The sequence below is a fragment of the Microcoleus sp. M2_D5 genome (genome assembly GCF_036701935.1).
GTDB lineage: Bacteria > Cyanobacteriota > Cyanobacteriia > Cyanobacteriales > Microcoleaceae > Microcoleus.
Genome location: NZ_JAUBRP010000006.1, coordinates 133,412 through 155,498 on the forward strand (window position 1 = coordinate 133,412; position 22,087 = coordinate 155,498).

The following is a 22,087-nucleotide window of genomic DNA, read 5'->3' on the forward strand; positions in this document are numbered from 1 at the left end:
CCTCAAAGCTTAAGTCGTCTTCAGACGACTGAAAGGTTATTGAGATGGTAAAAGGGATTAGTTGAAAGCAGGTAAAATAATGCTGGCGGGTGTGGTAATTATCAATTTAATGATATCTCTGGTCTGTTTTTATATCGCTGCGAAGGTGGGGAAAATCAGGCGGACGATCGCACGTTTGGAACTTCGGATCGCAGGAATCGAAGGCTGTAGCAGCAATGTCCTGAGTATGTCGCCGGATTTCCTTGGTAAAAGGCAGCAAGGTACTCGCCAACTGCGACGGCGTTATCAACAACTAGAATTGCAACTGCAACAGGTTCAGCAACTTTTGGGATTGCTGGGTTTGGGACGGATGCTTTGGCCCAGGCGCGATCGACGTTTGAGGTAAGCTATCCTAAAATTGCCGCCCGTGCTGACTCCCTAGGGTTTTCAACAATATTTCTACCTTTGTAAAGGGCTGCGATCGGGCAAACGCCCCTAAAATTGGTGTATGGAGAGAAGTTATAAAAATGTCAACTAAACGTTCAGGATTATTTATTGGCGGTTTGCTTGTGGGTTCTGCGATCGGGGCCGTGACTGGCTTGTTGATGGCACCGCGACCGGGCAAGGAGACGCGGCAGATATTGAAAAAATCAGCCGATGCAATGCCTGCGTTGGCGGAGGATTTATCGACTAGCGTGCAGTTGCAGGCCGATCGACTTTCTGAAACTGCCATCCGAAATTGGGACGAAACTTTGATTAGACTCAAAGAGGCGATCGCGGCCGGTTTGGAAGCGACTCAGCGGGAACGCCAAACCCTGGCGGAAACTGAAGCTGAAGTGAGTCCCTCCTCGCGCCCTCCCATCCGCTAAATGGCATGAAATTCTCAACCCCCAATCCCAGATTCAAGTGAGCGATCCTATATTTTGGCTAGGACTTTCGATTTTGCTAGTGGCAGTTAGCCTGACTGCTGTTTTAGTGACTTTAATACCTGCAGTGCAAGCGCTGGCGCGGGCGGCCCGCAGCGTGGAAAAGCTCGCTGACACGCTTTCTCGCGAATTTCCGCCTACTTTGGAGGCGATTCGGTTGACGGGGCTGGAAATTAGCGAGTTGACGGATGATGTCAGCGAGGGGGTGCAAAGTGCGGGGGAGGTTGTCAAACAGGTCGATCGAAGTATTGGTAGTGCTAAAAAGCAGGCGCAAAACGTGCAGGTAACAACTCGCAGCGTGGTGACAGGGATTAAGGCTGCTTGGAAAACTTTAACTCGCAAGCCGCCGATTTCTGGGACAAGTCGCCGATCGACAGATAGATTGTCGCCGAGTCAAAGAAGTGCGCTGTCGCTGAGGGATTCGGGTTTGGAGGGCAGGCATTCTGGGGTTTACGGTGCCGGTGCTAGTAATGGGGAATCGCCCAGGTTGAGGAGTAGCGATGGTTCGGGTTTGCCGGGGGATGCTGAAGAGTTTGAGGAAGTGCGATCGAACGATTCTTGATTGCACCCAATTCCCGATCATCCCTCCACAGCACACCCATCCCACCAGCAAGGATTTTTATCAATAAAATCCATCAAAGCATCATACTTAGGCGAACCCTTTTGTTCCACATATTCCAAAGCGCCCCAACTTCCCCACTTACTAAATCCACCCACGTCCACAAAGTGCATGAAAAGACTGCCTCCAGCTTGTTTCCAACTATTCAGTAATTGAGTGTAGATATCATACATTTCAGGACGCCTATTTAATTCCATAAAAAACTCAGTCAGTTTTTCGTTATTCTCCACTCCTTCAGTACCTACAATATGTTGACCGCCCTCGTAAACAAATAACTTGAGACCTTTTTTTTGAGCCACATCTAAAAAATACTTAAAGTCATTATCAACATCGGGCAAACTATCTTTGAACCCCGGCAGTAACCCGCCCTCTCTTAATTGCTTAAAAGCTTTGCCAAACCCGCCATCTGCGTCATTCAACCAAGACTCTACTGTGCTGACACTTTCTTTCCCGCCCAAGTTGCCGCTAAAATATCCAGCTATGGCTACGGCATCAATACCGTGTTGATAACAAGGTTTATTGCCCTCAGCTACCCAATAGGAACACTCTAAAGCATAAGTTTCTAAATCTCTCCAGCCTCTTTGAGTTCCTAACACGCAGACAACTCGATTCTTTTGATCCTCAAAAACACCTTTCCAGATATCGCACATTTGAGCAGTACGCATTCCGTACCATTGCATAAAAGCATCGCCTTTATCTCCCCACTTCGCTTTACCTTGTTCCAAAGCATAATGCGATTGTGGAAATGACCAATTCCAAACCTCATTAGAATACTCTACATAAACTTTCAGCTTTGGATCTACACTATCTTTTACCCTGTTAGCAAAGTTAGTCATATATTCATCAGTAGCCTGATGCGGCATATTAAACCAGGGTTCTTCTTGGACTTTGTTAGCTAACTTCACCATAACTTCTATGGGAACATTTCCTCTGTAAGCATAGGATGCGCTCTCTGGTTTAGGTCGGTTTGACCAGTCTTTTTGTTCCGAACCATTTGTCCCCATCCAGTCCATAAAACGCAAAACTCTAAATTTTTTAATCTTGTCTATAAACAGCGGATTAAATATTTCACCGCTTTGATAAAGCTGTTCATCTTGGGCACGAACAACTTTAATATTGCGGATATAGTTCCCTGTTTTATTGGGATCGGTAGCAGTAATTGTCATCATTATGCCTCCGCCTTGTGTGGCATCGACATTAATGATATCCCTCCCTGGTTTCGACGCAGCCTCATCTTTTTTTGCATCGTAGGTATATTCGATCGCACCCTCACCCTCATAACTAACAATATATTGCCCTGAAGGATAGCGATTGGGGATTTCCCTAAGTAATAGCGTACTTACCCTAGTATATTTAGGAGCATCTTCGAGTGATGGGAGAGACTTCACCCACCCATTTTCATCAAGATTTAAAAGATTATACTCCTCTGTATCCCATTCACCTTTACAGTTTGGTTGTCCGCTGACGCATTGAGTTATCCATTTTCTAGAAGATTTGAAAACATCTAAAAAGGGTAATTGTGTGGAGTAGTCAGCAATACCGTTAAGCCCAACTCCTAAAGAAGAGCGAGAATTTGATGTATTTTGTACATCTGCACGCACCGCTACTGTGTTATTTACTTGCCGTACTGGTGTAGGAGGAGCAATATTAGTTGTTAAAGCCCAACATCCGGGAATAAAAATGACAAAAATTAATAAACCCAGCACAAAGCCCAGAGCTTTTTTGTTCGATCTGATACTTAATCGAGACATAAATTTGACTAATTTGATTTTTTTTAGGTAAAATCGTAGCGGGTGAAGCAGTTTTAATTGTGATATTTTATCAAAAAGTTCCTTCTCAAACTATCAGCTATAAGATTATTAACATTTTGGCCTCTCTGTGGAGGGGCGAGATCCCTTTCTGTCCCCAAGTGCGATCGCCCATCTAACCGTCTTTATCCAAATCTTCTTTTTTCGGAGTTTCCGCAGTTGAGGGGAATTCTAGTCGAATGTTAATATCAATTGATACTGTACTTTCTTGAAAACCTATATTAACTATTTTTACTAATGCTTCTGTAGGTACAGAATTATGTATTTTAAATTCAGGAGAAGACTGAGTTTTATATCCGGCTTTTTGTAGCCGATCGCAAATATTGCGCCAATTTCCTACAGGTTCGTTAGGTACATCTGCGAGTTTTTTAACATATTGGTATAAAGTTTTACATAAATAAACCTCTGCACTTTTGGAACTCTGAAACAGTTGGCGGGCGATTTCGGCGGGGCTGCAACCGGAAAGCAATCCTCGGAGGTAAAGTTTTTCTGTTTCTGTTAGTCCCCGGCGCGATCGGGGTGAGATTTGCCGTTTAGCTTCTGCAAAAGCTAGGGCGAGGGTCTTTTTCCCACAGTGTGATACTACTTTCAGTGTCGGCATCTATGAGGACTCGTCAAAGTGCGATCGCCCTTATTGTCCGAAAGTGCGATCGCCCTTTTCCCCCAAATAACCAAAAGGGCGATCGCCTTTCCCATCCCGAATCCCAAAGGGCGATCGCCATTCCTTAAGTTAAAATATAACTTGTCAGATTAGATAATATAACTTATCAGATTCAGAAAGGACAAGTTATGCCTGTAAACTGGAGAGAACATATCGTTAGTACCCCCGACGTACTTCGAGGTAAACCAAGAATCAAAGGGACTAGAATTCCCGTTAGCCTGATTTTAGGATATTTAGCATCAAATAACACTGTAGAACAAATCATCGACGAGTTTCCAGATATCACCAAAGAACAGATAGCTGCTTGTCTTGATTATGCTCGCGATTTGTCGGATTTTGAAACAGTTGCCTAATGAGTTTAAGATTGTTCATCGATCAATGCGTTCCTAAGTCTATTATTCAAATCCTTCGTGATACCGAGCATGAAGTTTTTGTATTGGGAGATTACATTGCAATTGAATCTCCAGATATTATTGTCATTGCCAAAGCTCAGGAATTAAATGCCATACTTGTTTCTATCAATGGAGACTTCGCAGATATTGTGACTTATCCGCCAAGTTCATATCAAGGAATCATTTCTATTCAACTGAGAAATCACCCTGAAATTATTCCTCAGTTGATGGCAAGGCTGACAGAATACTTATCATTGCACGATAGTGAGGAGCATTATCGAGGTAAATTACTACTGGTAGAAGTTTACAGAATTCGCATTCGAGAGTAAAAATTGATAGCGAGATCCCTTTTCCCCAAAATAACCAAAAGTACGATCGCCCTTTTTTCCCAAAGTGCGATCGCTAATCTTTCAATAGACGCTCAATTTACACATATAAAAGCTGATTGGCGATTTCATCAGCCGTTAACGTATTCAACAGAATAGCAACCCGTTGGACAATTTCATAGGCGTTCTTTTGAGGAGTCACAATTATCCCAGAATGTTCCCGTCCTTCTGTCATATATTCTAGGTGTAATCGCTCAAAATCCACGCGATTATGAGTGAGCAAACATCTATCAACAGATGCAGCATAAGCCAATTGTTGGGTATCAAATTGACTCAACATTCCCTGTTCGCTCGTTGTCGTCACATCAAAACCCCTAGCCCGAAGCAAAGTAGCTACCAGCCTAGAAACATCTTCATCTGTATGAATAGTTGCAAATAGTTTCACGGTTTTTTCATGGCAGCTTTAACAGCAGGATGAATCAATTCTTCAGGAATTCGATTCCGCTCAATATAAGTATTTATTTCTTCTTGGTTATCCAAATAAAAGCTCAGTGCGTCAAAAATTTGAGCTAATTTCAGATGAGGTAAGTGCATCGGGATTTCTTCAGGAGTGATACCCAAACGCCACAATTCCACGATCGCACGAACGGAAGTTCTCGTTCCTGCGATAATTGGTTCCCCTTGCAAGATTTCAGGGTGACGTGCGACATAACGTGAAGCAGATTGTGTAGTCATGATAGATTAACCGGACACATCGATCTTGATTATAACTTACCCTAAAACTCGGTTTTGTTGATGACACTTTAACATCACCTACTTTTCATTATCGTAGTTAATAGTACCAAACAATTCCATTACTTTTAGTTGTTTGCGACGTTGGATGTACTCGCGTAAAGCCGCTTCGATTAATGTAGTAGGTGTTGGATGGTTACTCAAATCAAGGGCTTCTTGAAGGATAGTTTTGTCAATTTCGAGCGTAGTTACCATATATTTTCCTCGTGCAAGTAGGGTATCACGCAATTGCCACCGAACAATGCTGTAATTTTAGTGTAGCACTGAAACTCTATCAATGGGCGATCGCTTTTTGCATTAAGTTCGCGGGAGAATGAAAAGCCTGTTTAGCTTGCGTAAGTCAGGCAAGTCTTTATGAGGACTTCTCAAATCTCGATCGCGATTTGAAAGTTTTGATTGCAGTCGGCATCCCGCGTCATTTATTTAAAATACTGACTGACAACGATGACATCGATTTAAAGTCTGTAACGCAATATCTCAAAGCAGTCTGATAATGTCTTGAGTCTAGCGCAATTGTTCTTTTTCCCAAAGTACGCGCGTGCGTAGCTATCCCGTAGGGAATCGCCCTTTTTTCCAAAAGTGCGATCGCCCTATAATTTCAGCATGGCAACCACTGTCAACTTCAACAGAGCGATCGGTATAATTAAAAAATCAACATCAAATACAGTCAATTAATGCCATGATTGCTAATTTGCCCATCAAGCTGCCTAACTTACCCAACAGCTTGCCCAGCGAAGGTTCTGTCCGCATTGAGTTGGTCAACGGACTCTTAATATTTAGCGCTTCTATTCAAACCCAGGAACGAATTCAAACTTTAACAGCTCAACAACAAGCATCAAATCTCACTCTCGAAGAACAAACAGAATTGGATGGATATCGAGAATTGATTAGCTATCTAAATTTGGTAAATGAAACCATGAAAAATACTTTTCTATATCCTTTGCGAGGCACTGTCATTGGCTATGATGAGCCGTTTGAACCTGCGGTTTTCTTGGAAGATTGGGAAGTGTTACAATGATTGTACTAGATACTCATATATGGGTTTGGTGGGTTGACGATAACACACGACTGACTCAGAAACATCGGGACTGGATACAACAATATCAATCTCAAGGTTTAGGAATCAGCATCATTTCTTGTTGGGAGGTTGCTAAATTAGTAGAAATGGGAAGACTTACGTTGTCCGTTACAGTTGATGAGTAGTTAAAACAAGCTTTGGCTTATCCCGGAGTGCAGCTACTCGAACTCACCATTCCCATCATTGTCGAGTCAACTAAACTCACAGGTTTTCACCGCGATCCAGCAGATCGAATCATTGTGGCAACTGCGAGGATTTGTGGGTGTCCCTTACTAACTGCTGATGCAAAAATTCTGGCATATCCTGATGTACAGACTCTTCAGTGACAGGTAAAAAATGCCTTAAGACGAATCTTTCGGTTGCGTTAGTCAGGCAAGTCGGCATCTACGAAGACTCGTCAAAGCCCGATCGCCCTCTCGAAGCTTTGATTGTGGCCGACATCCCTTGTCGTCTATTTAATAGGACTTACCCATGAGGCCCAGAAACCGGGTTTTTTATCAAAATACTTCGTTGTAGCCTGCAAATTCGGTAAAAAACCCGGTTTCTTTAGTCGGAGTGCATCAGTCTTGTCGGATAATGTTTTGGGTGTAACGCAATTGTTCTTTTCCCCAAAGGGCGTGAAGCGGAGCTATCCCGTAGGGAATCGCCCTTACATCCCCAATTGTCAAAAAGTGCATGAAGCGGAGCTATCCCGTAGGGAATCGCCCCTACATGAATTATTCAAACTAACTCCGACACACTCAGCCGCCCTTCGACGGATTCCTACTCATCTAGCTCATTAAATTTTTTATCCACTTTTTTCCCTTAAAACTAATTGATGAGTTGAAGACCATGCAGTGAATATATATAGCGCTTTTTGCTGCTCATTTCTGTCATAAGATAGTTTCATTGTTTTGCCATCAATGAAGGGCAATCGCGTTTAGTTCTAATTCCCAGACGATCGCATTTACCCAACTCAAAAAACATTCTTGAAACTGCTGCGGTTCAATTCGGGCAAATAAGGAGACTAAACCTGTCATGAGATGGTATATTCGGTAATTCTAGAAAGCTTTTGAACCATTCATATTTGGCGTTCCCATAGGCTTATCTTGCCACCCATCCGTCGGCACCGCGTCTGGATACCTAGAATCGCGATCGATCTAATATCTTTGAGCAAATCTTCTTTACTTTTTTCTATTCTTAGGTCGTTCAATGTGGAAAAACTAAAAAAAAATGGTATTTAAAATATACACTTTTGGCAATGAATTTATGTGTTTGTTTTTGTTGCCAAGTTACAGCTTTACTAAAACCTCTTGCCCTCCATCACAATCCTGAACTACAATAAAGTACATAAAAAATTAGTCGGATATAACTGTAGCATATTTTGGGTTAAAGTTAAGATTAGTTTACCCTGAATCTAAAATCTAAAATCTAAAATCTAAAATCGTATGACTGATTATAAAGGCGACCGACAAACTAGCAATTTAGCAGCTATTAACCAACAAATCAATTGGCTTCAGCAACAGCCAGACGGCTTCCTATTTCAACAAAACTCCGGCGCCAACTGCATCGCCGTAAAAAAAATAAACTCAGTCCTCTTACTGCTGTTAGCAGACAGAGAAACCTTAATCACAAATGTAGCTCAATCAATCCTAGACCTCAACAATCCACTAAATTTAATCTTTCCCTATTCCCGATCCGTGCTGCTAGCATTAGTCTGGAAAACTCACCCAAAAAGAATCTATGTAATTGGATTTGGTGGCGGCACCCTCCCCAGAATTTTCCACCACTATTTCCCTAACGCGATAGTCGAATGTACAGATATTGACCAAAAAATAGTCGAAGTAGCTCAAAAATTTTTTGCCATTCAATTCGACGACAGACTCAAAGTAGCCATTCAAGACGGGCGCGAATATCTAGCCCAACAAGATTCCACAGTAAAAAACGATATAATTATCGTGGATGCTGGTTTTGGCAGCGGCTATATGCCCTATAAATTGGTGACACAAGAATTTTACCAACTGTGCAAAACTCGCTTGTCAAGCGCAGGTGTTCTAGTTGTCCACCTGTTCCACAAACAAGAGTTTAATGCGGCAGCGGTGAAAACAATTCAAACTGTGTTCGCACAAGTTTATATATCCAATTTAGAAACCGGCAACAGCGTTGTCATTGCGACTAATGCTCCCGATTTAGCTAAAAATGAAATTTTCTTGAAAGCAGAACTTATTCAAGATTTCCACAATTTAGGATTTTCCTTAATAGAAATGTCGCTCCAGCTAAAAAAAGTAGCCCAATTGCCGGAATGGGTGAAAATTTGGGAAACGCTGCCAATTTTTACAGATGCTGAAATACCCGCCGGATATTTGGACTGATAAATATACACAATTAGGGCTGTTAAGGGAATCCCACAAAAAACTCTAATTGTAGGGTGTTTATGGGGGCACGATCGGGCTGTAGAGTGTTTAGGGGCGCACCATCGCTATGCCTTTAGCAAATCCCAATCACTCAACAGTTGATACTAGGAAACATCCCTCTCAAAAATACTTGACAGTGAAAATCTGGCGGTGTATTATAGAAGTAGTGCAAACAAGTAAAACCATGAGACTAAAAAGTTGGGAGTCTCCCCGCAGCGAGGGTAGAAACTCCAAAGGTAAAGGCGGCTCAGCCAGGGCTCGGCAACTCAAAAAGCAACAGCAAACTCTGCGAAAACAGTTAAAAGCTCAACACGATCGACAAAATCACCCACAAAACCACCAACAAAACCATCAAGGGAAGGAAACCCATAATTCCTTCCCTTTTTTTGTATCTTTCCGCTGCTCAATCCCGCTGAATGTTCGGACAAATCGTGCTAGTAATGCTCGCCTGCGAGGGTTGCTCTTGCCAGCACTTGAGAATGCCTTGCAACTCCCTCTTCAAAGTTTCTAAGGCTGCAATTTGCACGGAAATTTCCTCTACTTTAGCCGTTAGATGCTGCTTCGCTTCAGAACAAGGCAACTCTCCCCGATCGCGAACTTGTAAAATATCCTTAATCTCATGAAGGCTCAAACCCAGAGCCTGAGAGCGTTTAATAAACGCCAACCTGTTGAATACCGTTTCGCCAAACAAGCGATAACCCGCGGGCGATCGCTCCACAGCAGGAGACAGCAAGCCCATCTCCTCATAGTAGCGAACAGTTTTCACCGACAAACCACTACAGGCAGCTACAGAGCCAATTTTGTACAGTTTCTCGGCAACAGAAATATTCATAAACTCAGCATCTAAGATCGAAAGACTTTCTTGCCCTCTCTTTTAGTGCCTCAGATCCAGGGAGTCGATCGGCACATCGCCCAGTCACCATTGCCCGGTAATCTTAATAAGGAGGATTTTTTTTAGACACATTAAGCACGGGCAACTGAGGTCTAGAAGACTGAGGAGGAAGATAGTATTCGGGAGCAGGTGCGGGTTGTTCGGCTCCAGAGCGGTAAATTTGCCACCAGCGGAGAGCCATCGCCACCCCAGCGGTGCCAAGCCCAAAAGCCAATAAAGAGCCGCTCGCACCCATGCTGCCGATGGCTGCATCGACAACGCCCACTGTCACAACAAAGCTGGTAATTGGCTCTTTACGGTAAGCTGACCTCAAAAGTCGCGTCCACGAAGCATTCATTTGGTTTTACTCTGTTCTATATTTATTTACAATCTGCTATACAAAACTTGGCTAAACTTATCTCAGTTTCACCATTCAACTAGAAGTATTTTCTAGAGGGTCTGATTCCTGCTTCTGCCAAGGGAGTCGGCTCCTACTTGTCCACAGGCGTAAATTCGGGTGTAGCCCACCCTATTTTTTTAGTCAGTACAACTATTCTTTTTGAAGCTTTTAGCCATTGTTGAACCATTATTTTCAACCCATTTAACGAATCGTGGTATCCCGTTCGACCTTGTTATAGGCTGGTCAGTCTTAAATCGACCGTGGTTTACAAACCAGAAAATTTTTGCCTTGGTTTTCGGCATTATCCTGAGAATCTTACATAAAACGGAGCGCCTGTCAATATGGTCGCCATAATTCGCTTGAGGGCAAGTTTAATAAAGCATTAAGCGATTAGATCCATCTCTAAAACTTAGAGTTGGCGGAACGATCGGGATTTCTAGCTCAAAGACTAGCTTCACCTAAATTAATCTTCTCGCCTGTGGGGAATTGTACGGGAGCGAGGCAAAATTGCCAAGCTTGTCAAATCAAAATTCCACCCCATATATACCTCCAAAAGCCAGCTATTGCATTCGGGAACAGAACTCTCTCGGCAGAAAAGTCGCTGGGCTTGTTTGTAATTAATATTTTAATCAATTCCCGAATTTGTCGCGGTCAGCAGAAGTGACACCCGCTGCCGTTCGAGTCAAGACAAAGTGTGAGGCTGACCGCGCCATTGCTAAAATTAGTTGAGACCCAACCAGGACAGCAAGCCCTGGCCTGTGACATACTCGATAATTAAAGTTAGAGAAAAACCGATCATCGCGGCTCGACCGTTAAGGCGTTCCGCGTAGCTGTTGAAGCCAAACTTTGGCTGTTCCAGTTTGGGAGTGACGGTGGGTTGTAGTTGTGTCATTGCTTTGGGTACCTGGCGATCGACGCTATTCAAATGTGAAATCCAATGTTAGTTACAAATCTTAAACATTGCTACTTCTATTATAAAGAGGGTTAACCGCCGTCAACCGTCCCCGAAGAGAAAAAACTGCTGCCAACTAATGCCAATTAATTATACCCGCTCAAAATATGACTAATCAGTTAGATAACGATAAGCTTCCTGTCGCCGTACAGCGAGTAGCCTTTGCCCTTCGTACAACAGGCTGGGTTTGCTTCTGGGTACAGTTAGTGCTAGCGGTGGTAGCGGGGATCATTTTGCTCTTTGCCATCCCCTTCGCCCTCCCCAGCACTACCGTCGCTGGGCGTTCAACCAGTGCCGGCACCGGCGGGGGCGTATTTTTTGCCATTTGCGGGCTAGCCGTACTCGCTTACAGCGTATATCGCTCTTTCCGCTTCACCCGTTTGTCGAGACAACTGCGATCGCCCGGTAACGCAGCCCGCCCCAAAAAAGCAGACACCATCAAAGAGGTGCGGCTGGCACTGATGAGCAACTTGTCAGGAATGATCCTGACGCTGATCGGCGCAGAAGCCATCAGCGGCACGCTTTTAGCCAAATCTCTAGCTCAGCCGCAAGCCTTGTTCGGTGCCGCAGTCGATGTGGGCAGATTTATTCAGCCCCTAGATATATTTGTGGTACTCGCCAATACTCACGCCACTGTTGCCCATTTTGTCGGGATTTTCGGGGCTCTTTGGTTGCTCGATCGCATCCACAAGCAATAGACAATTGGTAAGTGGGAATTGCGCCTCTCCCACTCTCCCTCACACTCCCACTCTCTCCCAACCGACATCCGGAATCACTGCCAACCTGTCGAAGAACGTACTCAGATACCTTCTACCACGACAACACGAACATCATGGCACTGAAACCCGAAGCTTATTTTGGGGTGACAGATCACCCAACTATTGAAATTTCTCAAGAAAGTTTTCGTTCTGTCCTAGGTCAAATAGAAGCTGAGCTCCTCTGTAGCGACACCTACAGCCACGCTCTAGCTAGCCTGCAAACAATGTTGGGCGAAGCAGCGTCGGCTGCCGAAATTTTAATTAGAGCAGTTAGCAGAGAAGCCGTCAAGCTCGCATTCGATCGATTTCCCAAACAGAACAAAATTGAAGCGCAAGTAGCTCAAGAGAGCGTTACTGCTGTAAGTCCCGCTATTGAGACGGTGACAGAAATTCAAGAATTGGAGCCACCAGTAACTGCTCCTGTCTTCTATTGGCGCAGCGCTACTGCGGAAGCGCCCCCCCAAACCGAGTCCGACACAGAAGAAAATTCCGATCGAGACTATAACACTGAAGACAGCAAACAAGCGCCCCAAGACGAAATTAAAGTCGAGTCAGGTTCACCGGCAACTGTCGCCGTCCCCGGAAAATCCTTCCCAGGGTTCGGTTTTCCCAAAAAGCCGAAAAAACTCACCAAGGAAGAAGCAGCAGCTTTAGCCGTTCAACAGCGAGAAGAGTGCCTGCGGGAGTTGGGTAAAGAATTGCGTAAGGGACGGCAAATTCGCTCCCTATCCCTGCTGCAACTCCACAGTCAAACTCTCGTGCCGCTGCACCACATCGAATCGATCGAAAATGGGGAAATCGACAAACTGCCCCAAGATATTTACGTTAGAGGTTTTATCCGCAGACTTGGCGACGCCTTGGGACTAGACGGTAGCGCTATGGCGAATGCTTTGCCCAAACCCGCTCCGACTCCAATTCCCAGTATGTATGTGTCTGTTTCCGATTCCGACTCAGGCGAAGGCTTTCAAATGCGTCCGGTGCATTTGTACATCGGCTACACCGCTTTGATGGCTGGGGCTGTAGGGGGTTTGGGTTGGCTGTCGCAGCAACCCGTGGTGCCAGGAGCACAGGCAGTACCTCCAACGCAGGTGACACCGCCAGCCTCAGTTGCACCCGCTCAGAAGACTTCAGAAAAAGCACCTCAACCGGGCTTGAAGAAGTCTCAGAGTCACGGCGGAATGATTGTGGGGGCTGACATGGCGCCGCCGGAGGTGATTTTTGGTTAGTGTGTGTCGGGCGAGCGCTCTCGTCCGACAACTCTCTTGGCGCAGGTGAACTCGGAAACCGGGTTTCCGAGTTCACCTGCATGCGGATACTTGCTTGAAGAAATAAGTCAAGAAGAGCAATTACGGTTGAGATTTTAGTTCAATCCCCGCTTTTCATCCATCTGTAGAGTCTATTCTAAAATCTAAAATCTAAAATCTAAAATCTAAAATCGCCCGCCCGTGTACCCAAAGTGATTTTTCAACTGCATCAGGAAACCCGATATGTGCGATAAACTATCTATTTGACCACTCCTAAAAGAGGTTGCCAATAAGATGAGTTCCCCAGCCACCGCTGCTTTCTCCGATCTCGATCCGCTATCGACTCACTCGCCAACAGTCACGAGTTTGGCGGCACCAGACAGTGCTTTGGTAACGGCGGCTCAACTGCCACAAGCATCTTGGACAATAGAAGATAGTGAGAAACTCTACCGAATTCAAGGTTGGGGCGAACCGTATTTTTCGATCAATGCAGCCGGTCACGTTACAGTCTCTCCCAAGGGCGATCGCGGCGGTTCCCTCGATTTGTGCGAACTGGTAGAATCCCTGAAACAGCGAAATTTGGCTTTGCCGCTGCTGATTCGATTTTCTGATATTTTGGAAGACAGGATCGAGCGCTTAAATTCGTGTTTTGCCAGAGCGATCGCTCGCTACAATTACAAAAATGTCTATCGCGGTGTCTTTCCAGTAAAATGCAACCAGCACCGACAATTAATTGAAGATTTGGTGCGTTTCGGTCAACCCCATCACTTCGGACTGGAAGCCGGATCGAAACCGGAATTAATGATAGCTTTGGCGACCTTAAAAAACCCAGGCGCTTTATTAATTTGCAACGGTTACAAAGACCGCGAATACATCGAAACTGCTATTTTGGCGCAGCGGCTAGGGCAAACTTCCGTAATTGTGTTAGAGCAAATAGAGGAAGTAGAACTCGCAATCGCCGCGAGCAAAGCATTAGGAATTCAACCGATTTTGGGAGTGCGAGCAAAACTAACTACCACAGGCGTTGGCCGCTGGGGAGGTTCCACGGGCGATCGGGCAAAATTTGGCTTGACAATTCCTGAAATTATCCGTGCAGTCGGCGAACTAGAAAAAGCTGGAATGCTTGATTGTTTGCAGTTACTGCACTTCCACATCGGCTCTCAAATTTCCTCAATTAGTGTCATCAAAGATGCCATTCGAGAAGCCAGCCACATTTATGTAGAATTAGCTAAATTGGGAGCTAATATGAACTACTTGGACGTAGGCGGTGGACTCGGCGTTGACTACGACGGGTCTAAAACAAACTTCCACGCTTCCAAAAACTACAATATGCAAAACTACGCTAACGACGTAGTAGCGGGAGTGAAAGATGCCTGCGACGAGCGCAAAATCCCGGTTCCAATTATCATTAGCGAAAGCGGGCGGGCGATCGCTTCTCACCAATCAGTGTTAGTGTTTGACGTACTCGGTACTAGCGATGTCCCCAGAGAAGTACCAGAACCAGTAGATGAAAACGCGCACCAAATTCCGCGCAATCTCTACGAAATTTACCAATCTATCAGTCCCGAAAATTACCAAGAAGTTTATCACGATGCTATCCAATTCAAAGAAGAAGCAGTCAGTTTATTTAACTTAGGCTATTTGGGAATTGCGGAACGGGCAAAAACCGAACAGTTGTACTGGGCTTGCTGCGATAAAATACAGGCGATCGCGCGGAAAAAAGAATATGTATCTGATGATTTGGAAGACTTAGAAAAGGTGATGGCGTCCATTTATTACATCAACTTATCTGTTTTCCAGTCAGTACCGGACAGTTGGGCAATTAACCAATTGTTCCCAATTATGCCAATTAACCGACTCGACGAAGAACCAACTCAACGCGGTATTTTAGCCGATCTTACCTGCGACAGCGACGGCAAAATCGACCAATTCATCGATTTGCGAGATGTGAAATCGGTTTTGGAACTGCATACTCTCAAACCTGGAGAACCTTACTATTTGGCGCTATTTTTGGGAGGTGCTTATCAAGAAATTATGGGCAACCTTCACAACTTATTCGGCGATGCTAATGCAGTTCACATTCAGCTAACACCTTCTGGCTATCATATCGAACACGTTGTGAAAGGAGACACTATGAAAGAAGTTCTCAGCTACGTACAGTACGATTCAGAAAATTTGGTTGAAAGCATCCGCCGTCAGACAGAAGCAGCTTTGCAGCAAAATAAGATTACTCTTTCCGAAGCCCAACTTTTGCTGCAAAATTACGAGCGGAGTCTCAGCCAATATACTTATCTTCAGTCTTAAAATGTAGGGTGCAACTGAGATGTTGCACCACTGTCAATAAGCCTTTTATGAACAGGCTTTTCGGCCTGTGAAGCGAGAAAATCTACTTTTTGTGGAACAGGCCGGAAAGCCTGTTCTTGAGAATAGTGGAAGATGTGAGGTGCAACCTAAGCAGATTACCCGAATTGAAAGCTGAGATCGTAAATGTAAAAGTAGGGTGCGCCTAGCGCACCTTACCTTGAGTAATTAGCAATTGCCAATTAGCAATTAGCAATTATGCACCATGACCGAGAATTTCAGATATCGCCCGCCGCTCTTCTCCGTGTTGAGTGGGTAAAACTTGGCGAGCGTCAGTAATCAGCCAATCGAGAGCCGCCGCTTGCAAATCGATCGCAGCCCCGGTTTTATCAACGCAATAGCGCCCGAACACCAGTTTGTCAACCAACCGCACCTCCGGGCCCAAACGGGAATACTCAAAAATCACGCTGTTTTCCACAGTGGCACCACTGCAAAGCCAGCAATTTGGGCCGATCATTGTCGGCCCGACAATTTTTGCTCCATCCTCAACAATCGTCATCCCCCCTATGTAAACAGGCCCAGTAATATCAACTTTATCCCAGTTAACAGCTACATTCAAACCAGCGTAAATGCCGGGGCGCACTTCAATTCCCGGAATCGAAACATTTTTAACTTGTCCCAGCAGCACGCTCTGAATTGCCCGCCAATAGTCAGGAACTTTGCCGATATCCACCCACTCAAAGTCCATGCTAATCCCGTAAAAAGGCGCGCCTTCTGCTACTAGCTTGGGAAATAACTGCGAACCGATATCGTATTCCTGGCCCGAAGGGATGTATTTGAATATTTCCGGTTCAAAAATATAAATACCAGTGTTAATGTCGGTACTCAGAGCTTCCTCTACAGAAGGTTTTTCTTGGAAATCTTTAATTTTGCCAGACTCGTCTGTTACCACCACTCCATAACTGGGAACTTCCTCGCGGGGAACCGATTTCATAACAATAGTAGCGATCGCCCCTTTTTCCCGGTGCCACTTCACAGCAGCAGTCAAGTCCAAGTCAATCAAAGCGTCGCCGCACAGCACCACAAAAGTATCGTCAAAAAACGGCGAGAAGTCCTGAATTCGTTTCATGCCACCAGCCGAACCGACAGCCTCTCCAATCATTTCTCCGTCCTCAATTCGCCCTTCAAAAGAATAGGCAATTTGTACCCCAAACTTTTGACCGTCGCGGAAGTAGTTTTCAATCACGTCTGCCAGGTGGGAAACATTAACCATAATCTGGTCAAATCCGTGCTGGCGGAGCAATTCAACCAAAAACTCCATCACTGGCTTTTGCAGGATGGGAATCATCGGTTTGGGTATTGTCTGAGTAATAGGACGGACGCGAGTGCCTTTACCGGCCGCCAGAATCATCGCTTTCATTATTAACTTCCTCAACCCTCTGTTAACTGATATCAACTGAACAATTAGATGCTAGCGGTTGCGATCGTCGAATCGATCGATCGCAGCAAAATCCTGACCTGTTTATAGGCGGCATCGTACCAGGCTATAAATCATTTATTCCGAATTTACCTGGATTTAAGAAACCAGGTATCGGGAACCAGCAATAATTTCACACTCCCGCTTTCCGCATTCGGGACTCAGCAACAGAATGCCAGATAGCGAGATTCTGCCTAGAATCTTAACCGACGCAGTAGCATAGTTATTAGTTTCCCCCGACAACCTAATACCCTGCAAGCTCAAAGCGCGCGGATTTTGAGGTCTTGGTAAAACTCCTCTTGAAGCAACTCTACTTTAGACTGAGCCGATAGCAGCAACAACGCCCAAAAAATACCTACGCGGTCATGATTTGGCAAGTGAACTTCGCCAGTCGATACCGGGTGTTCTGGGTTGACAGAGGAGTGCAAATCCTTATGATGCCAGAGCTCTAGCAAGTTGTCCAAGTCCAGCCAACCCTCGTCAATTTCAGCGCCCCGCTGAGCCAGAAACCGTTCGAGTTCACTAGCAGTTTCTACGAGATTTTCTTGGTGAGCTAGCTCAAAGATAGCTTGGGCTGCTTGCGATCGCATTTTTGAGGTAGGGCGGCGCCGGGGGGTAACTGTCTGCTGCTCCATTGCTGCTTTCATTAGCTGCAACTGCTCAATCAGTTCTGGGAGAGTCACCGGGCGTTTTTGCGGTAGTTGAGCTACACCGCGACGGCGCAATTGCCGTTCTAAATGCTGCGGCAAGTGTCGCCCGCCTGAGTGTTCTGCGTCTTCTACTGCCGGCTCGTCGGCGTCGGGATTCGCGGGGGGTTCTGAGAGAACGATACTTTCTGCTTTGAGCAACACCAGCATTGAAGCGTACAAAAACGCTTGGCCGGAGTGGGACAAATCGGAGAAATCCTTACTCTGATCTGCATCGCAGGCGTTCGTAAGCTTGCTCAGACATCGATCGAACACTTCAATTACCTTAACGTCCCAAGGATCGATTTCTCCCCGTTCGGCTAAGTCAATTAAAATTGCGATCCCCTCGGAAATCGTTTCTAAGCCATCTTGGTCTCGGGAAACGGCCATTCTATTTTAGATTTTAGATTTTAGATTTTAGATTCTAGATTTTAGATTTTAGATTTTGCCTCTGGGAAAACGAGAGAGCATATCAAGTTAATTGGCGGTTATTTCAGCAGTTGTGCCCTCTATGGCAGCTATTTCTAAACCTATCGGTTCTGCACTTTCTAACAAAGGTTGTTTGGCTTCTACTTCGGCTTTATAGCGTTCAAGATTTTGTTCTAATTCCTGAATCCGCTGCTCTTTTTCGCGAACTTGGCGGACTTGCTGGCGCAACGCGAGGGTTCGCTGCATTCTCGACCACAGACTGAACAGCCACGCTAGTGTTGCCCCTAATCCAGTCGCTACAATTAGTTCTACGCACAGCGGAGCTTTAACTTGGACGCCTTGGATAACTTGAATCGCGACTGGCTGTGTATTTTCAATGCTGAATAATACTAGAGCCAAGCAAATCAGAAAGATGAAGAAGAAATTTAGCGATCGCATTTTCTCTGTTCCTAATTCTCACTTCAGGTTAAGCAAATTATTTACCATTTGTCAACTGTTTTTTGACAGATATTATCACTTTTTTTTGATAAGATAAAATCGGGTCAATTAACCATAATATCCGGGGAGGGGCGGGTTTATTGGAGTTTTGAGAGTTGAGTGAAGATATTGGTTAACCCGCCCCTGCACGAGATATCCTGTTTAGGTTTGACCGATGTTTTGTGCTTTCTTGCCGCTTAAGAGTGCTGGCAATATTCGATATTTCAAAGCAAGGCCCGCGGCTACAAATAAGGCAATAATCAGCGCCCCAATTCCTACGGGACTGGGAATCCAGAACATCGCCTCCAAATAGTTAACTTCTCCGGGTTTGAGCTTCCAAACTAACTGCTTTCCCTGCTGATAGCTTTCGGGAACCAGCGCACCGGCGACAGTTTCAATACTTTCGGCACCCCAAGGCGTGTTCAAGCTAAAGTCTAGCTCCAAAAGTCCCCCCGGACTCAGCAGCAGACTGCCATTAGAAGAAAGCAGTGAAAGAGAGCGCAAATCCAATTCCAAACTCAACCGATTTCGCAGCACCAATAACAAATTATTCTGCTTGACACTAAGGTGAGATTCAAACTTCGGCAAATCGGTTTCTAGCGGACTTGCAACCCGAGATTTTGCGGTTGGTGCGATCGGATTGTAAAATTGGTTGAACTTGTCTTGCAACTCGGCTCCATTATTGAAAGGAATCCTCACTAGAACTTCTGTGGGGGAAACCCGTTTAGTTTTTCCGTCCAGCAACCTCACCCGGCGTTCTACGCTTTTCAACCATTCTGCAACAGTTTCGCTGCTGAAGCTCGTTAACCTTTCCCCCAGTTTAATGTGCTGCACGATTTCGCCGCGAGTTTGACTCTCAAAGTTGACCCCGACATCGTACTGAACGCATCCAGTCACTAGAGTTAAAAGGCAAAAAACCAAAGGTAAAAGAAACAAGAAGTGCTTTCTTCTTTTCCCAATTTCATCCTTGACAATTTCCTGTTTCATATTACCTTTTTTTCCTATTTTTACCTATTTAGCTGGTTAACTTATTTAGTCGTGGAGGCAGAAACCGGGTTTTTTACAAAAATACTGAATTTGAGCCTTTAACACTGGTAAAAAACCCGGTTTCTTTGGTACTTATGCGTCCAGGATTATTATTGCCTCGAAGCTACACCCAAATGTTGAAAGAGCATACTCGGCAAATAGGCTGCACCGCCTACCCATTCGGCTTCGCTGCTCAAATCTGCCAAATTTTTAAAGGCTTCAAAAATGCTGCCTGCCACCATTGTATTCTTGACGCGACCCACAATTTTGCCTTTTTCTACTTTATAGCCTAAGTCCAAATTGACCGAAAATTCGCCAGCTAACTGATTGGACTGACCGGCACCTAAAACCTGCTCTACTATTAGACCTTCGTCCATGCTAGCAATCAAGTCTTGAGTGGCGGTATTTCCTGGGGAAATGCAAAAGTTAGTCAAATCAGGGCCGGGGCGAGACAATCCGCCACGAAAACCGTTGCCAGTCGATCGTACACCAGCGCGAGCCGCCCACCTGCGATCCCAATAAAATCCGGTGACAGTACCTTTGTCTATCAAGACTTTGCGGGCGGTGGGCGTACCTTCGTCGTCAAAGGGACAAGCAGAAGGGCCTAAAGTGGGGTCTTCAAAAAAGGTAAAGCGTTCGTCAAATAAGGTTTCGCCGATTTTGTCGGCTAGGGGAGAGGCTTTTTGAACTACTGTTTGACCTGAAAGGATGGTATCAAAGAGGCTGCCGAGGGTGCTAGCGGCGGCTCTGGGGGTAAATAATACTGGGTAGGAACCGCTGGTGATGGTGGCTGGATGTTCGGCGAGGCGGTATTTTTCGAGGAGTGATTGGAGGATGCTGTCGGTGTCCAGGGGACGATCGCGCGCTACGTCGTAACTGTATGCTTGCATAAAGTCTTCTCCCTTTACCAAATTGCCAGCAATAGTGCCGCTGACTATTTGGCTGCTTCTTTCAGCATAAACGTCTCGCGTCGTGGCAATTTTCACTCTGCCGCTGCGGACGTGGAAGCCGACATCTACCATAATATCGGGATTGTAGGCGTGAACTTGCTCGATCAGGTTTTTGCCGTTTTCGACTAATTCTTGAGTTGTGGGCGGAGTGTAGGTGGTTTCCGGGCCTTTTAGGTGGAAGTCGGAGGCGAGTTCAAATTCTGCGGGGTCGCCGATTTCGGCTGTTTGAATCGCTGCATCTACTAAATCGTCTATCCGCGTTAAGTCTGTGGAACTAGCAAAACCGATTTTGCCATTGTAAATCAGCCGGAGTGCTACGCCTTGCAGTGCTTTGGTTTGCAGGGATTTGAGGCGATTGTTTTCAAATTCGATGGGGGTGTCTTGACTCGACAGGTAGTATACTTCAGCGGCATCCGCGCGTTGAGATGCCAATTTTAATATCTGTTCTATGGTTGAATCGCTCACAAGAATCGCCTTTTTGGTTTGGTCTTTTCTTTATTTTAGCGATTTAGGGTGTGGCCAGAAACCGGGTTTTTTCCCAGAATATCGATACACCACCGAAAAGCTGCGAAAAACCCGGTTTCTTTAGTCGAAGTGCATCCATCAATCCCCAGCCATCTGCTGAACCATAGCAATAATTTCTCTCACTGTCTCCGCGTCGGGCGATCGCAAATGCTGTAAAATCTCCAAAGATTGCTGTAAATAATTAAACTTAGAAACCGGGTTTTTTCGTGAATCTGCCGGCTACAGCGAAGTATTTCCATAAAAACCCGGTTTCTCGACACCCGCGCCTAAAACTGAAGAGCATTCCTCTATAATTGTAATTCACACTGTTTGAAAACATAGTTAACTGCTGCAAACAGTCGCTCTAAGTCCTGAATTGTATAGAAAATTTTATTTTGAGTAAACCTTTCTAATTTGAGCTTGCCAAACTGCCATATTGCCCCATTAGAAACAATACCAAAGATAGTTTGTTCGGGTTCATTGTTGAGTCGCTGCACGGCGATCATTTCTGCCAAACACTGCCCCCATCCTTCATCAAAGTCGCTCTCTTTCTTGGCTTCAACTAATATGAAATAGGGCTTGTCAAAAACTACTGTGCCGAGGGGTGAGCGCTTCGCCAATATATAATCTGGAATTCCGGACAGATTCTCATTATAGACTAAAGTTTGGTGACTCCAGAGGAGAAAATTACTGCGATAATTTTTCCAAACTTCTTTTAATACAGGATAAATGATATTTTCACAAATGGCGATTTCCGAGTTGTCAAATACTCCCTCATTGAAAATCAATTCTAATTCATTCCGAAAAACTTCGCTGACTGGAAATTCTGTTTCGACAATGAAATTATCCCGCAGGTAATTAATTTGGAATTCTTTGGCGACCGCGCTGATACTTTTATAATTGCTAAAAGGCATTGCTTAACTTCTCTCAGGGCTTATGCAAACAATGGTTTGATATCATGTCGGATCGATTGACTATAATATAGCGACCAGGGCGGGTTTTTGAGATTGTCAATTATTGGCGAGTATTGTTGGTGAA

Annotated in this window: 28 protein-coding genes; 13 read left to right on the forward strand and 15 right to left on the reverse strand. The window is 45.0% G+C overall.

What is annotated here, in order from left to right; all coding sequences use genetic code 11:
* Positions 1-61 precede the first annotated feature (61 nt).
* The 3 genes from QUA50_RS04675 (at position 62) to QUA50_RS04685 (ending at position 1,467) form a co-directional block, all read left to right on the forward strand.
* Complete coding sequence (locus QUA50_RS04675; protein WP_333260352.1) at positions 62-385, forward strand: hypothetical protein; 324 nt, start codon at positions 62-64, stop codon at positions 383-385.
* Positions 386-506: 121 nt separating this feature from the next.
* Positions 507-848, forward strand: a complete 342-nt coding sequence (locus QUA50_RS04680; RefSeq protein WP_333260349.1) for a YtxH domain-containing protein — start codon at positions 507-509, stop codon at positions 846-848.
* A gap of 37 nt (positions 849-885) precedes the next feature.
* Entirely contained in the window at positions 886-1,467 is a 582-nt protein-coding gene (locus QUA50_RS04685; protein ID WP_333260346.1) for a DUF948 domain-containing protein, read from the forward strand.
* 17 nt (positions 1,468-1,484) lie between these two features.
* Here the strand turns inward: QUA50_RS04685 and QUA50_RS04690 are convergent, their stop codons facing one another.
* Entirely contained in the window at positions 1,485-3,230 is a 1,746-nt protein-coding gene (locus QUA50_RS04690) for a cellulose-binding protein (protein ID WP_445243137.1), read from the reverse strand.
* Between the two features lie 217 nt (positions 3,231-3,447).
* Complete coding sequence (locus QUA50_RS04695) at positions 3,448-3,933, reverse strand: DNA-binding response regulator (protein WP_333260341.1); 486 nt, start codon at positions 3,931-3,933, stop codon at positions 3,448-3,450.
* A gap of 2 nt (positions 3,934-3,935) precedes the next feature.
* Between QUA50_RS04695 and QUA50_RS04700 the strand changes: the two genes are divergently transcribed.
* From QUA50_RS04700 to QUA50_RS04710, 3 genes are read left to right on the forward strand one after another with little or no spacing between them, the layout of a single operon-like run.
* Positions 3,936-4,061: a hypothetical protein gene (locus tag QUA50_RS04700; protein WP_333260338.1), complete on the forward strand. Its 126-nt coding sequence runs from the start codon at positions 3,936-3,938 to the stop codon at positions 4,059-4,061.
* 60 nt (positions 4,062-4,121) lie between these two features.
* A complete protein-coding gene (locus tag QUA50_RS04705) occupies positions 4,122-4,346 on the forward strand; it encodes a DUF433 domain-containing protein (protein WP_333260335.1) in 225 nt (74 codons plus the stop codon).
* Positions 4,346-4,714 carry a DUF5615 family PIN-like protein gene (locus tag QUA50_RS04710; RefSeq protein ID WP_333260333.1) on the forward strand — a complete coding sequence of 123 codons (369 nt, stop codon included), beginning with the start codon at positions 4,346-4,348 and terminating at the stop codon, positions 4,712-4,714. Before QUA50_RS04705 ends, QUA50_RS04710 begins: the two co-directional genes overlap by 1 nt.
* A 97-nt stretch (positions 4,715-4,811) precedes the next feature.
* Here the strand turns inward: QUA50_RS04710 and QUA50_RS04715 are convergent, their stop codons facing one another.
* The 3 genes from QUA50_RS04715 to QUA50_RS04725 all read right to left on the reverse strand — a co-directional run bounded on the left by QUA50_RS04715 (position 4,812) and on the right by QUA50_RS04725 (position 5,698).
* Positions 4,812-5,156: a DUF5615 family PIN-like protein gene (locus QUA50_RS04715; RefSeq protein WP_333260331.1), complete on the reverse strand. Its 345-nt coding sequence runs from the start codon at positions 5,154-5,156 to the stop codon at positions 4,812-4,814.
* Entirely contained in the window at positions 5,153-5,446 is a 294-nt protein-coding gene (locus QUA50_RS04720) for a DUF433 domain-containing protein (protein ID WP_096828231.1), read from the reverse strand. Before QUA50_RS04720 ends, QUA50_RS04715 begins: the two co-directional genes overlap by 4 nt.
* Positions 5,447-5,524: 78 nt before the next feature.
* Positions 5,525-5,698: a type II toxin-antitoxin system VapB family antitoxin gene (locus tag QUA50_RS04725; protein ID WP_333260325.1), complete on the reverse strand. Its 174-nt coding sequence runs from the start codon at positions 5,696-5,698 to the stop codon at positions 5,525-5,527.
* 484 nt (positions 5,699-6,182) lie between these two features.
* On the opposite strand from QUA50_RS04725, the gene QUA50_RS04730 reads away from it, so the two are divergent.
* From QUA50_RS04730 to QUA50_RS04745, 4 genes are all read left to right on the forward strand, one after another.
* A complete protein-coding gene (locus tag QUA50_RS04730) occupies positions 6,183-6,521 on the forward strand; it encodes a hypothetical protein (protein WP_333260321.1) in 339 nt (112 codons plus the stop codon).
* Positions 6,518-6,706 carry a PIN domain-containing protein gene (locus QUA50_RS04735; RefSeq protein ID WP_333260318.1) on the forward strand — a complete coding sequence of 63 codons (189 nt, stop codon included), beginning with the start codon at positions 6,518-6,520 and terminating at the stop codon, positions 6,704-6,706. The genes QUA50_RS04730 and QUA50_RS04735 overlap by 4 nt, the downstream gene beginning before the upstream one ends.
* Positions 6,707-6,718: 12 nt before the next feature.
* Entirely contained in the window at positions 6,719-6,907 is a 189-nt protein-coding gene (locus QUA50_RS04740) for a hypothetical protein (RefSeq protein WP_333260315.1), read from the forward strand.
* Positions 6,908-8,008: 1,101 nt separating this feature from the next.
* On the forward strand, positions 8,009-8,932 hold the full coding sequence (locus QUA50_RS04745; protein ID WP_333260313.1) for a fused MFS/spermidine synthase: 924 nt from the start codon (positions 8,009-8,011) through the stop codon (positions 8,930-8,932).
* A 308-nt stretch (positions 8,933-9,240) separates the two neighbouring features.
* Here the strand turns inward: QUA50_RS04745 and QUA50_RS04750 are convergent, their stop codons facing one another.
* From QUA50_RS04750 to QUA50_RS04765, 4 genes are all read right to left on the reverse strand, one after another.
* Positions 9,241-9,402 carry a hypothetical protein gene (locus QUA50_RS04750; RefSeq protein ID WP_333380119.1) on the reverse strand — a complete coding sequence of 54 codons (162 nt, stop codon included), beginning with the start codon at positions 9,400-9,402 and terminating at the stop codon, positions 9,241-9,243.
* Positions 9,378-9,806 (reverse strand): heavy metal-responsive transcriptional regulator, encoded by a 429-nt coding sequence (locus tag QUA50_RS04755; RefSeq protein ID WP_333260310.1) that lies wholly within the window; start codon positions 9,804-9,806, stop codon positions 9,378-9,380. Before QUA50_RS04755 ends, QUA50_RS04750 begins: the two co-directional genes overlap by 25 nt.
* Before the next feature lie 103 nt (positions 9,807-9,909).
* Positions 9,910-10,203 (reverse strand): hypothetical protein, encoded by a 294-nt coding sequence (locus QUA50_RS04760; RefSeq protein ID WP_333260307.1) that lies wholly within the window; start codon positions 10,201-10,203, stop codon positions 9,910-9,912.
* 763 nt (positions 10,204-10,966) lie between these two features.
* Positions 10,967-11,137 (reverse strand): hypothetical protein, encoded by a 171-nt coding sequence (locus tag QUA50_RS04765; RefSeq protein ID WP_172186391.1) that lies wholly within the window; start codon positions 11,135-11,137, stop codon positions 10,967-10,969.
* Between the two features lie 167 nt (positions 11,138-11,304).
* Here QUA50_RS04765 and QUA50_RS04770 point away from each other — a divergent pair, with 167 nt between their 5' ends.
* The 3 genes from QUA50_RS04770 to speA all read left to right on the forward strand — a co-directional run bounded on the left by QUA50_RS04770 (position 11,305) and on the right by speA (position 15,503).
* Positions 11,305-11,895 carry a DUF3611 family protein gene (locus QUA50_RS04770; RefSeq protein WP_333053430.1) on the forward strand — a complete coding sequence of 197 codons (591 nt, stop codon included), beginning with the start codon at positions 11,305-11,307 and terminating at the stop codon, positions 11,893-11,895.
* A gap of 134 nt (positions 11,896-12,029) precedes the next feature.
* Positions 12,030-13,181, forward strand: a complete 1,152-nt coding sequence (locus QUA50_RS04775) for a helix-turn-helix domain-containing protein (RefSeq protein ID WP_333260304.1) — start codon at positions 12,030-12,032, stop codon at positions 13,179-13,181.
* Positions 13,182-13,493: 312 nt separating this feature from the next.
* Entirely contained in the window at positions 13,494-15,503 is a 2,010-nt protein-coding gene (gene speA, locus QUA50_RS04780) for a biosynthetic arginine decarboxylase (protein ID WP_333260301.1), read from the forward strand.
* A gap of 253 nt (positions 15,504-15,756) precedes the next feature.
* Here speA and QUA50_RS04785 read toward each other — a convergent pair whose 3' ends face one another.
* From QUA50_RS04785 to QUA50_RS04810, 6 genes are all read right to left on the reverse strand, one after another.
* Positions 15,757-16,920: an NDP-sugar synthase gene (locus QUA50_RS04785; RefSeq protein ID WP_333260298.1), complete on the reverse strand. Its 1,164-nt coding sequence runs from the start codon at positions 16,918-16,920 to the stop codon at positions 15,757-15,759.
* Positions 16,921-17,237: 317 nt separating this feature from the next.
* The gene (locus QUA50_RS04790) at positions 17,238-18,053 is read right to left on the reverse strand and encodes a segregation/condensation protein A (protein ID WP_333260294.1); all 816 of its coding nucleotides are present in this window, start codon (positions 18,051-18,053) and stop codon (positions 17,238-17,240) included.
* 87 nt (positions 18,054-18,140) lie between these two features.
* Positions 18,141-18,530 (reverse strand): lipopolysaccharide assembly protein LapA domain-containing protein, encoded by a 390-nt coding sequence (locus QUA50_RS04795; RefSeq protein ID WP_333260292.1) that lies wholly within the window; start codon positions 18,528-18,530, stop codon positions 18,141-18,143.
* Positions 18,531-18,731: 201 nt separating this feature from the next.
* Positions 18,732-19,556, reverse strand: coding sequence for a DUF3153 domain-containing protein (locus QUA50_RS04800; protein ID WP_333260289.1), 825 nt, complete (start codon positions 19,554-19,556; stop codon positions 18,732-18,734).
* A gap of 149 nt (positions 19,557-19,705) precedes the next feature.
* Positions 19,706-21,010 (reverse strand): TldD/PmbA family protein, encoded by a 1,305-nt coding sequence (locus QUA50_RS04805; RefSeq protein ID WP_333260286.1) that lies wholly within the window; start codon positions 21,008-21,010, stop codon positions 19,706-19,708.
* Between the two features lie 347 nt (positions 21,011-21,357).
* Complete coding sequence (locus tag QUA50_RS04810; RefSeq protein WP_333260284.1) at positions 21,358-21,963, reverse strand: hypothetical protein; 606 nt, start codon at positions 21,961-21,963, stop codon at positions 21,358-21,360.
* Positions 21,964-22,087: the final 124 nt, after the last annotated feature.

Excerpts from the sequence above, each read along its gene's own strand:
- QUA50_RS04680 (WP_333260349.1), top strand. The coding sequence starts at position 507 with ATGTCAACTAAACGTTCAGGATTATTTATTGGCGGTTTGCTTGTGGGT.
- QUA50_RS04695 (WP_333260341.1), bottom strand. The coding sequence starts at position 3,933 with ATGCCGACACTGAAAGTAGTATCACACTGTGGGAAAAAGACCCTCGCC.
- QUA50_RS04700 (WP_333260338.1), top strand. The coding sequence starts at position 3,936 with ATGAGGACTCGTCAAAGTGCGATCGCCCTTATTGTCCGAAAGTGCGAT.
- QUA50_RS04705 (WP_333260335.1), top strand. The coding sequence starts at position 4,122 with ATGCCTGTAAACTGGAGAGAACATATCGTTAGTACCCCCGACGTACTT.
- QUA50_RS04710 (WP_333260333.1), top strand. The coding sequence starts at position 4,346 with ATGAGTTTAAGATTGTTCATCGATCAATGCGTTCCTAAGTCTATTATT.
- QUA50_RS04720 (WP_096828231.1), bottom strand. The coding sequence starts at position 5,446 with ATGACTACACAATCTGCTTCACGTTATGTCGCACGTCACCCTGAAATC.
- QUA50_RS04725 (WP_333260325.1), bottom strand. The coding sequence starts at position 5,698 with ATGGTAACTACGCTCGAAATTGACAAAACTATCCTTCAAGAAGCCCTT.
- QUA50_RS04730 (WP_333260321.1), top strand. The coding sequence starts at position 6,183 with ATGATTGCTAATTTGCCCATCAAGCTGCCTAACTTACCCAACAGCTTG.
- QUA50_RS04735 (WP_333260318.1), top strand. The coding sequence starts at position 6,518 with ATGATTGTACTAGATACTCATATATGGGTTTGGTGGGTTGACGATAAC.
- QUA50_RS04745 (WP_333260313.1), top strand. The coding sequence starts at position 8,009 with ATGACTGATTATAAAGGCGACCGACAAACTAGCAATTTAGCAGCTATT.
- QUA50_RS04755 (WP_333260310.1), bottom strand. The coding sequence starts at position 9,806 with ATGAATATTTCTGTTGCCGAGAAACTGTACAAAATTGGCTCTGTAGCT.
- QUA50_RS04760 (WP_333260307.1), bottom strand. The coding sequence starts at position 10,203 with ATGAATGCTTCGTGGACGCGACTTTTGAGGTCAGCTTACCGTAAAGAG.
- QUA50_RS04765 (WP_172186391.1), bottom strand. The coding sequence starts at position 11,137 with ATGACACAACTACAACCCACCGTCACTCCCAAACTGGAACAGCCAAAG.
- QUA50_RS04770 (WP_333053430.1), top strand. The coding sequence starts at position 11,305 with ATGACTAATCAGTTAGATAACGATAAGCTTCCTGTCGCCGTACAGCGA.
- QUA50_RS04775 (WP_333260304.1), top strand. The coding sequence starts at position 12,030 with ATGGCACTGAAACCCGAAGCTTATTTTGGGGTGACAGATCACCCAACT.
- speA (WP_333260301.1), top strand. The coding sequence starts at position 13,494 with ATGAGTTCCCCAGCCACCGCTGCTTTCTCCGATCTCGATCCGCTATCG.
- QUA50_RS04785 (WP_333260298.1), bottom strand. The coding sequence starts at position 16,920 with ATGAAAGCGATGATTCTGGCGGCCGGTAAAGGCACTCGCGTCCGTCCT.
- QUA50_RS04790 (WP_333260294.1), bottom strand. The coding sequence starts at position 18,053 with ATGGCCGTTTCCCGAGACCAAGATGGCTTAGAAACGATTTCCGAGGGG.
- QUA50_RS04795 (WP_333260292.1), bottom strand. The coding sequence starts at position 18,530 with ATGCGATCGCTAAATTTCTTCTTCATCTTTCTGATTTGCTTGGCTCTA.
- QUA50_RS04800 (WP_333260289.1), bottom strand. The coding sequence starts at position 19,556 with ATGAAACAGGAAATTGTCAAGGATGAAATTGGGAAAAGAAGAAAGCAC.
- QUA50_RS04810 (WP_333260284.1), bottom strand. The coding sequence starts at position 21,963 with ATGCCTTTTAGCAATTATAAAAGTATCAGCGCGGTCGCCAAAGAATTC.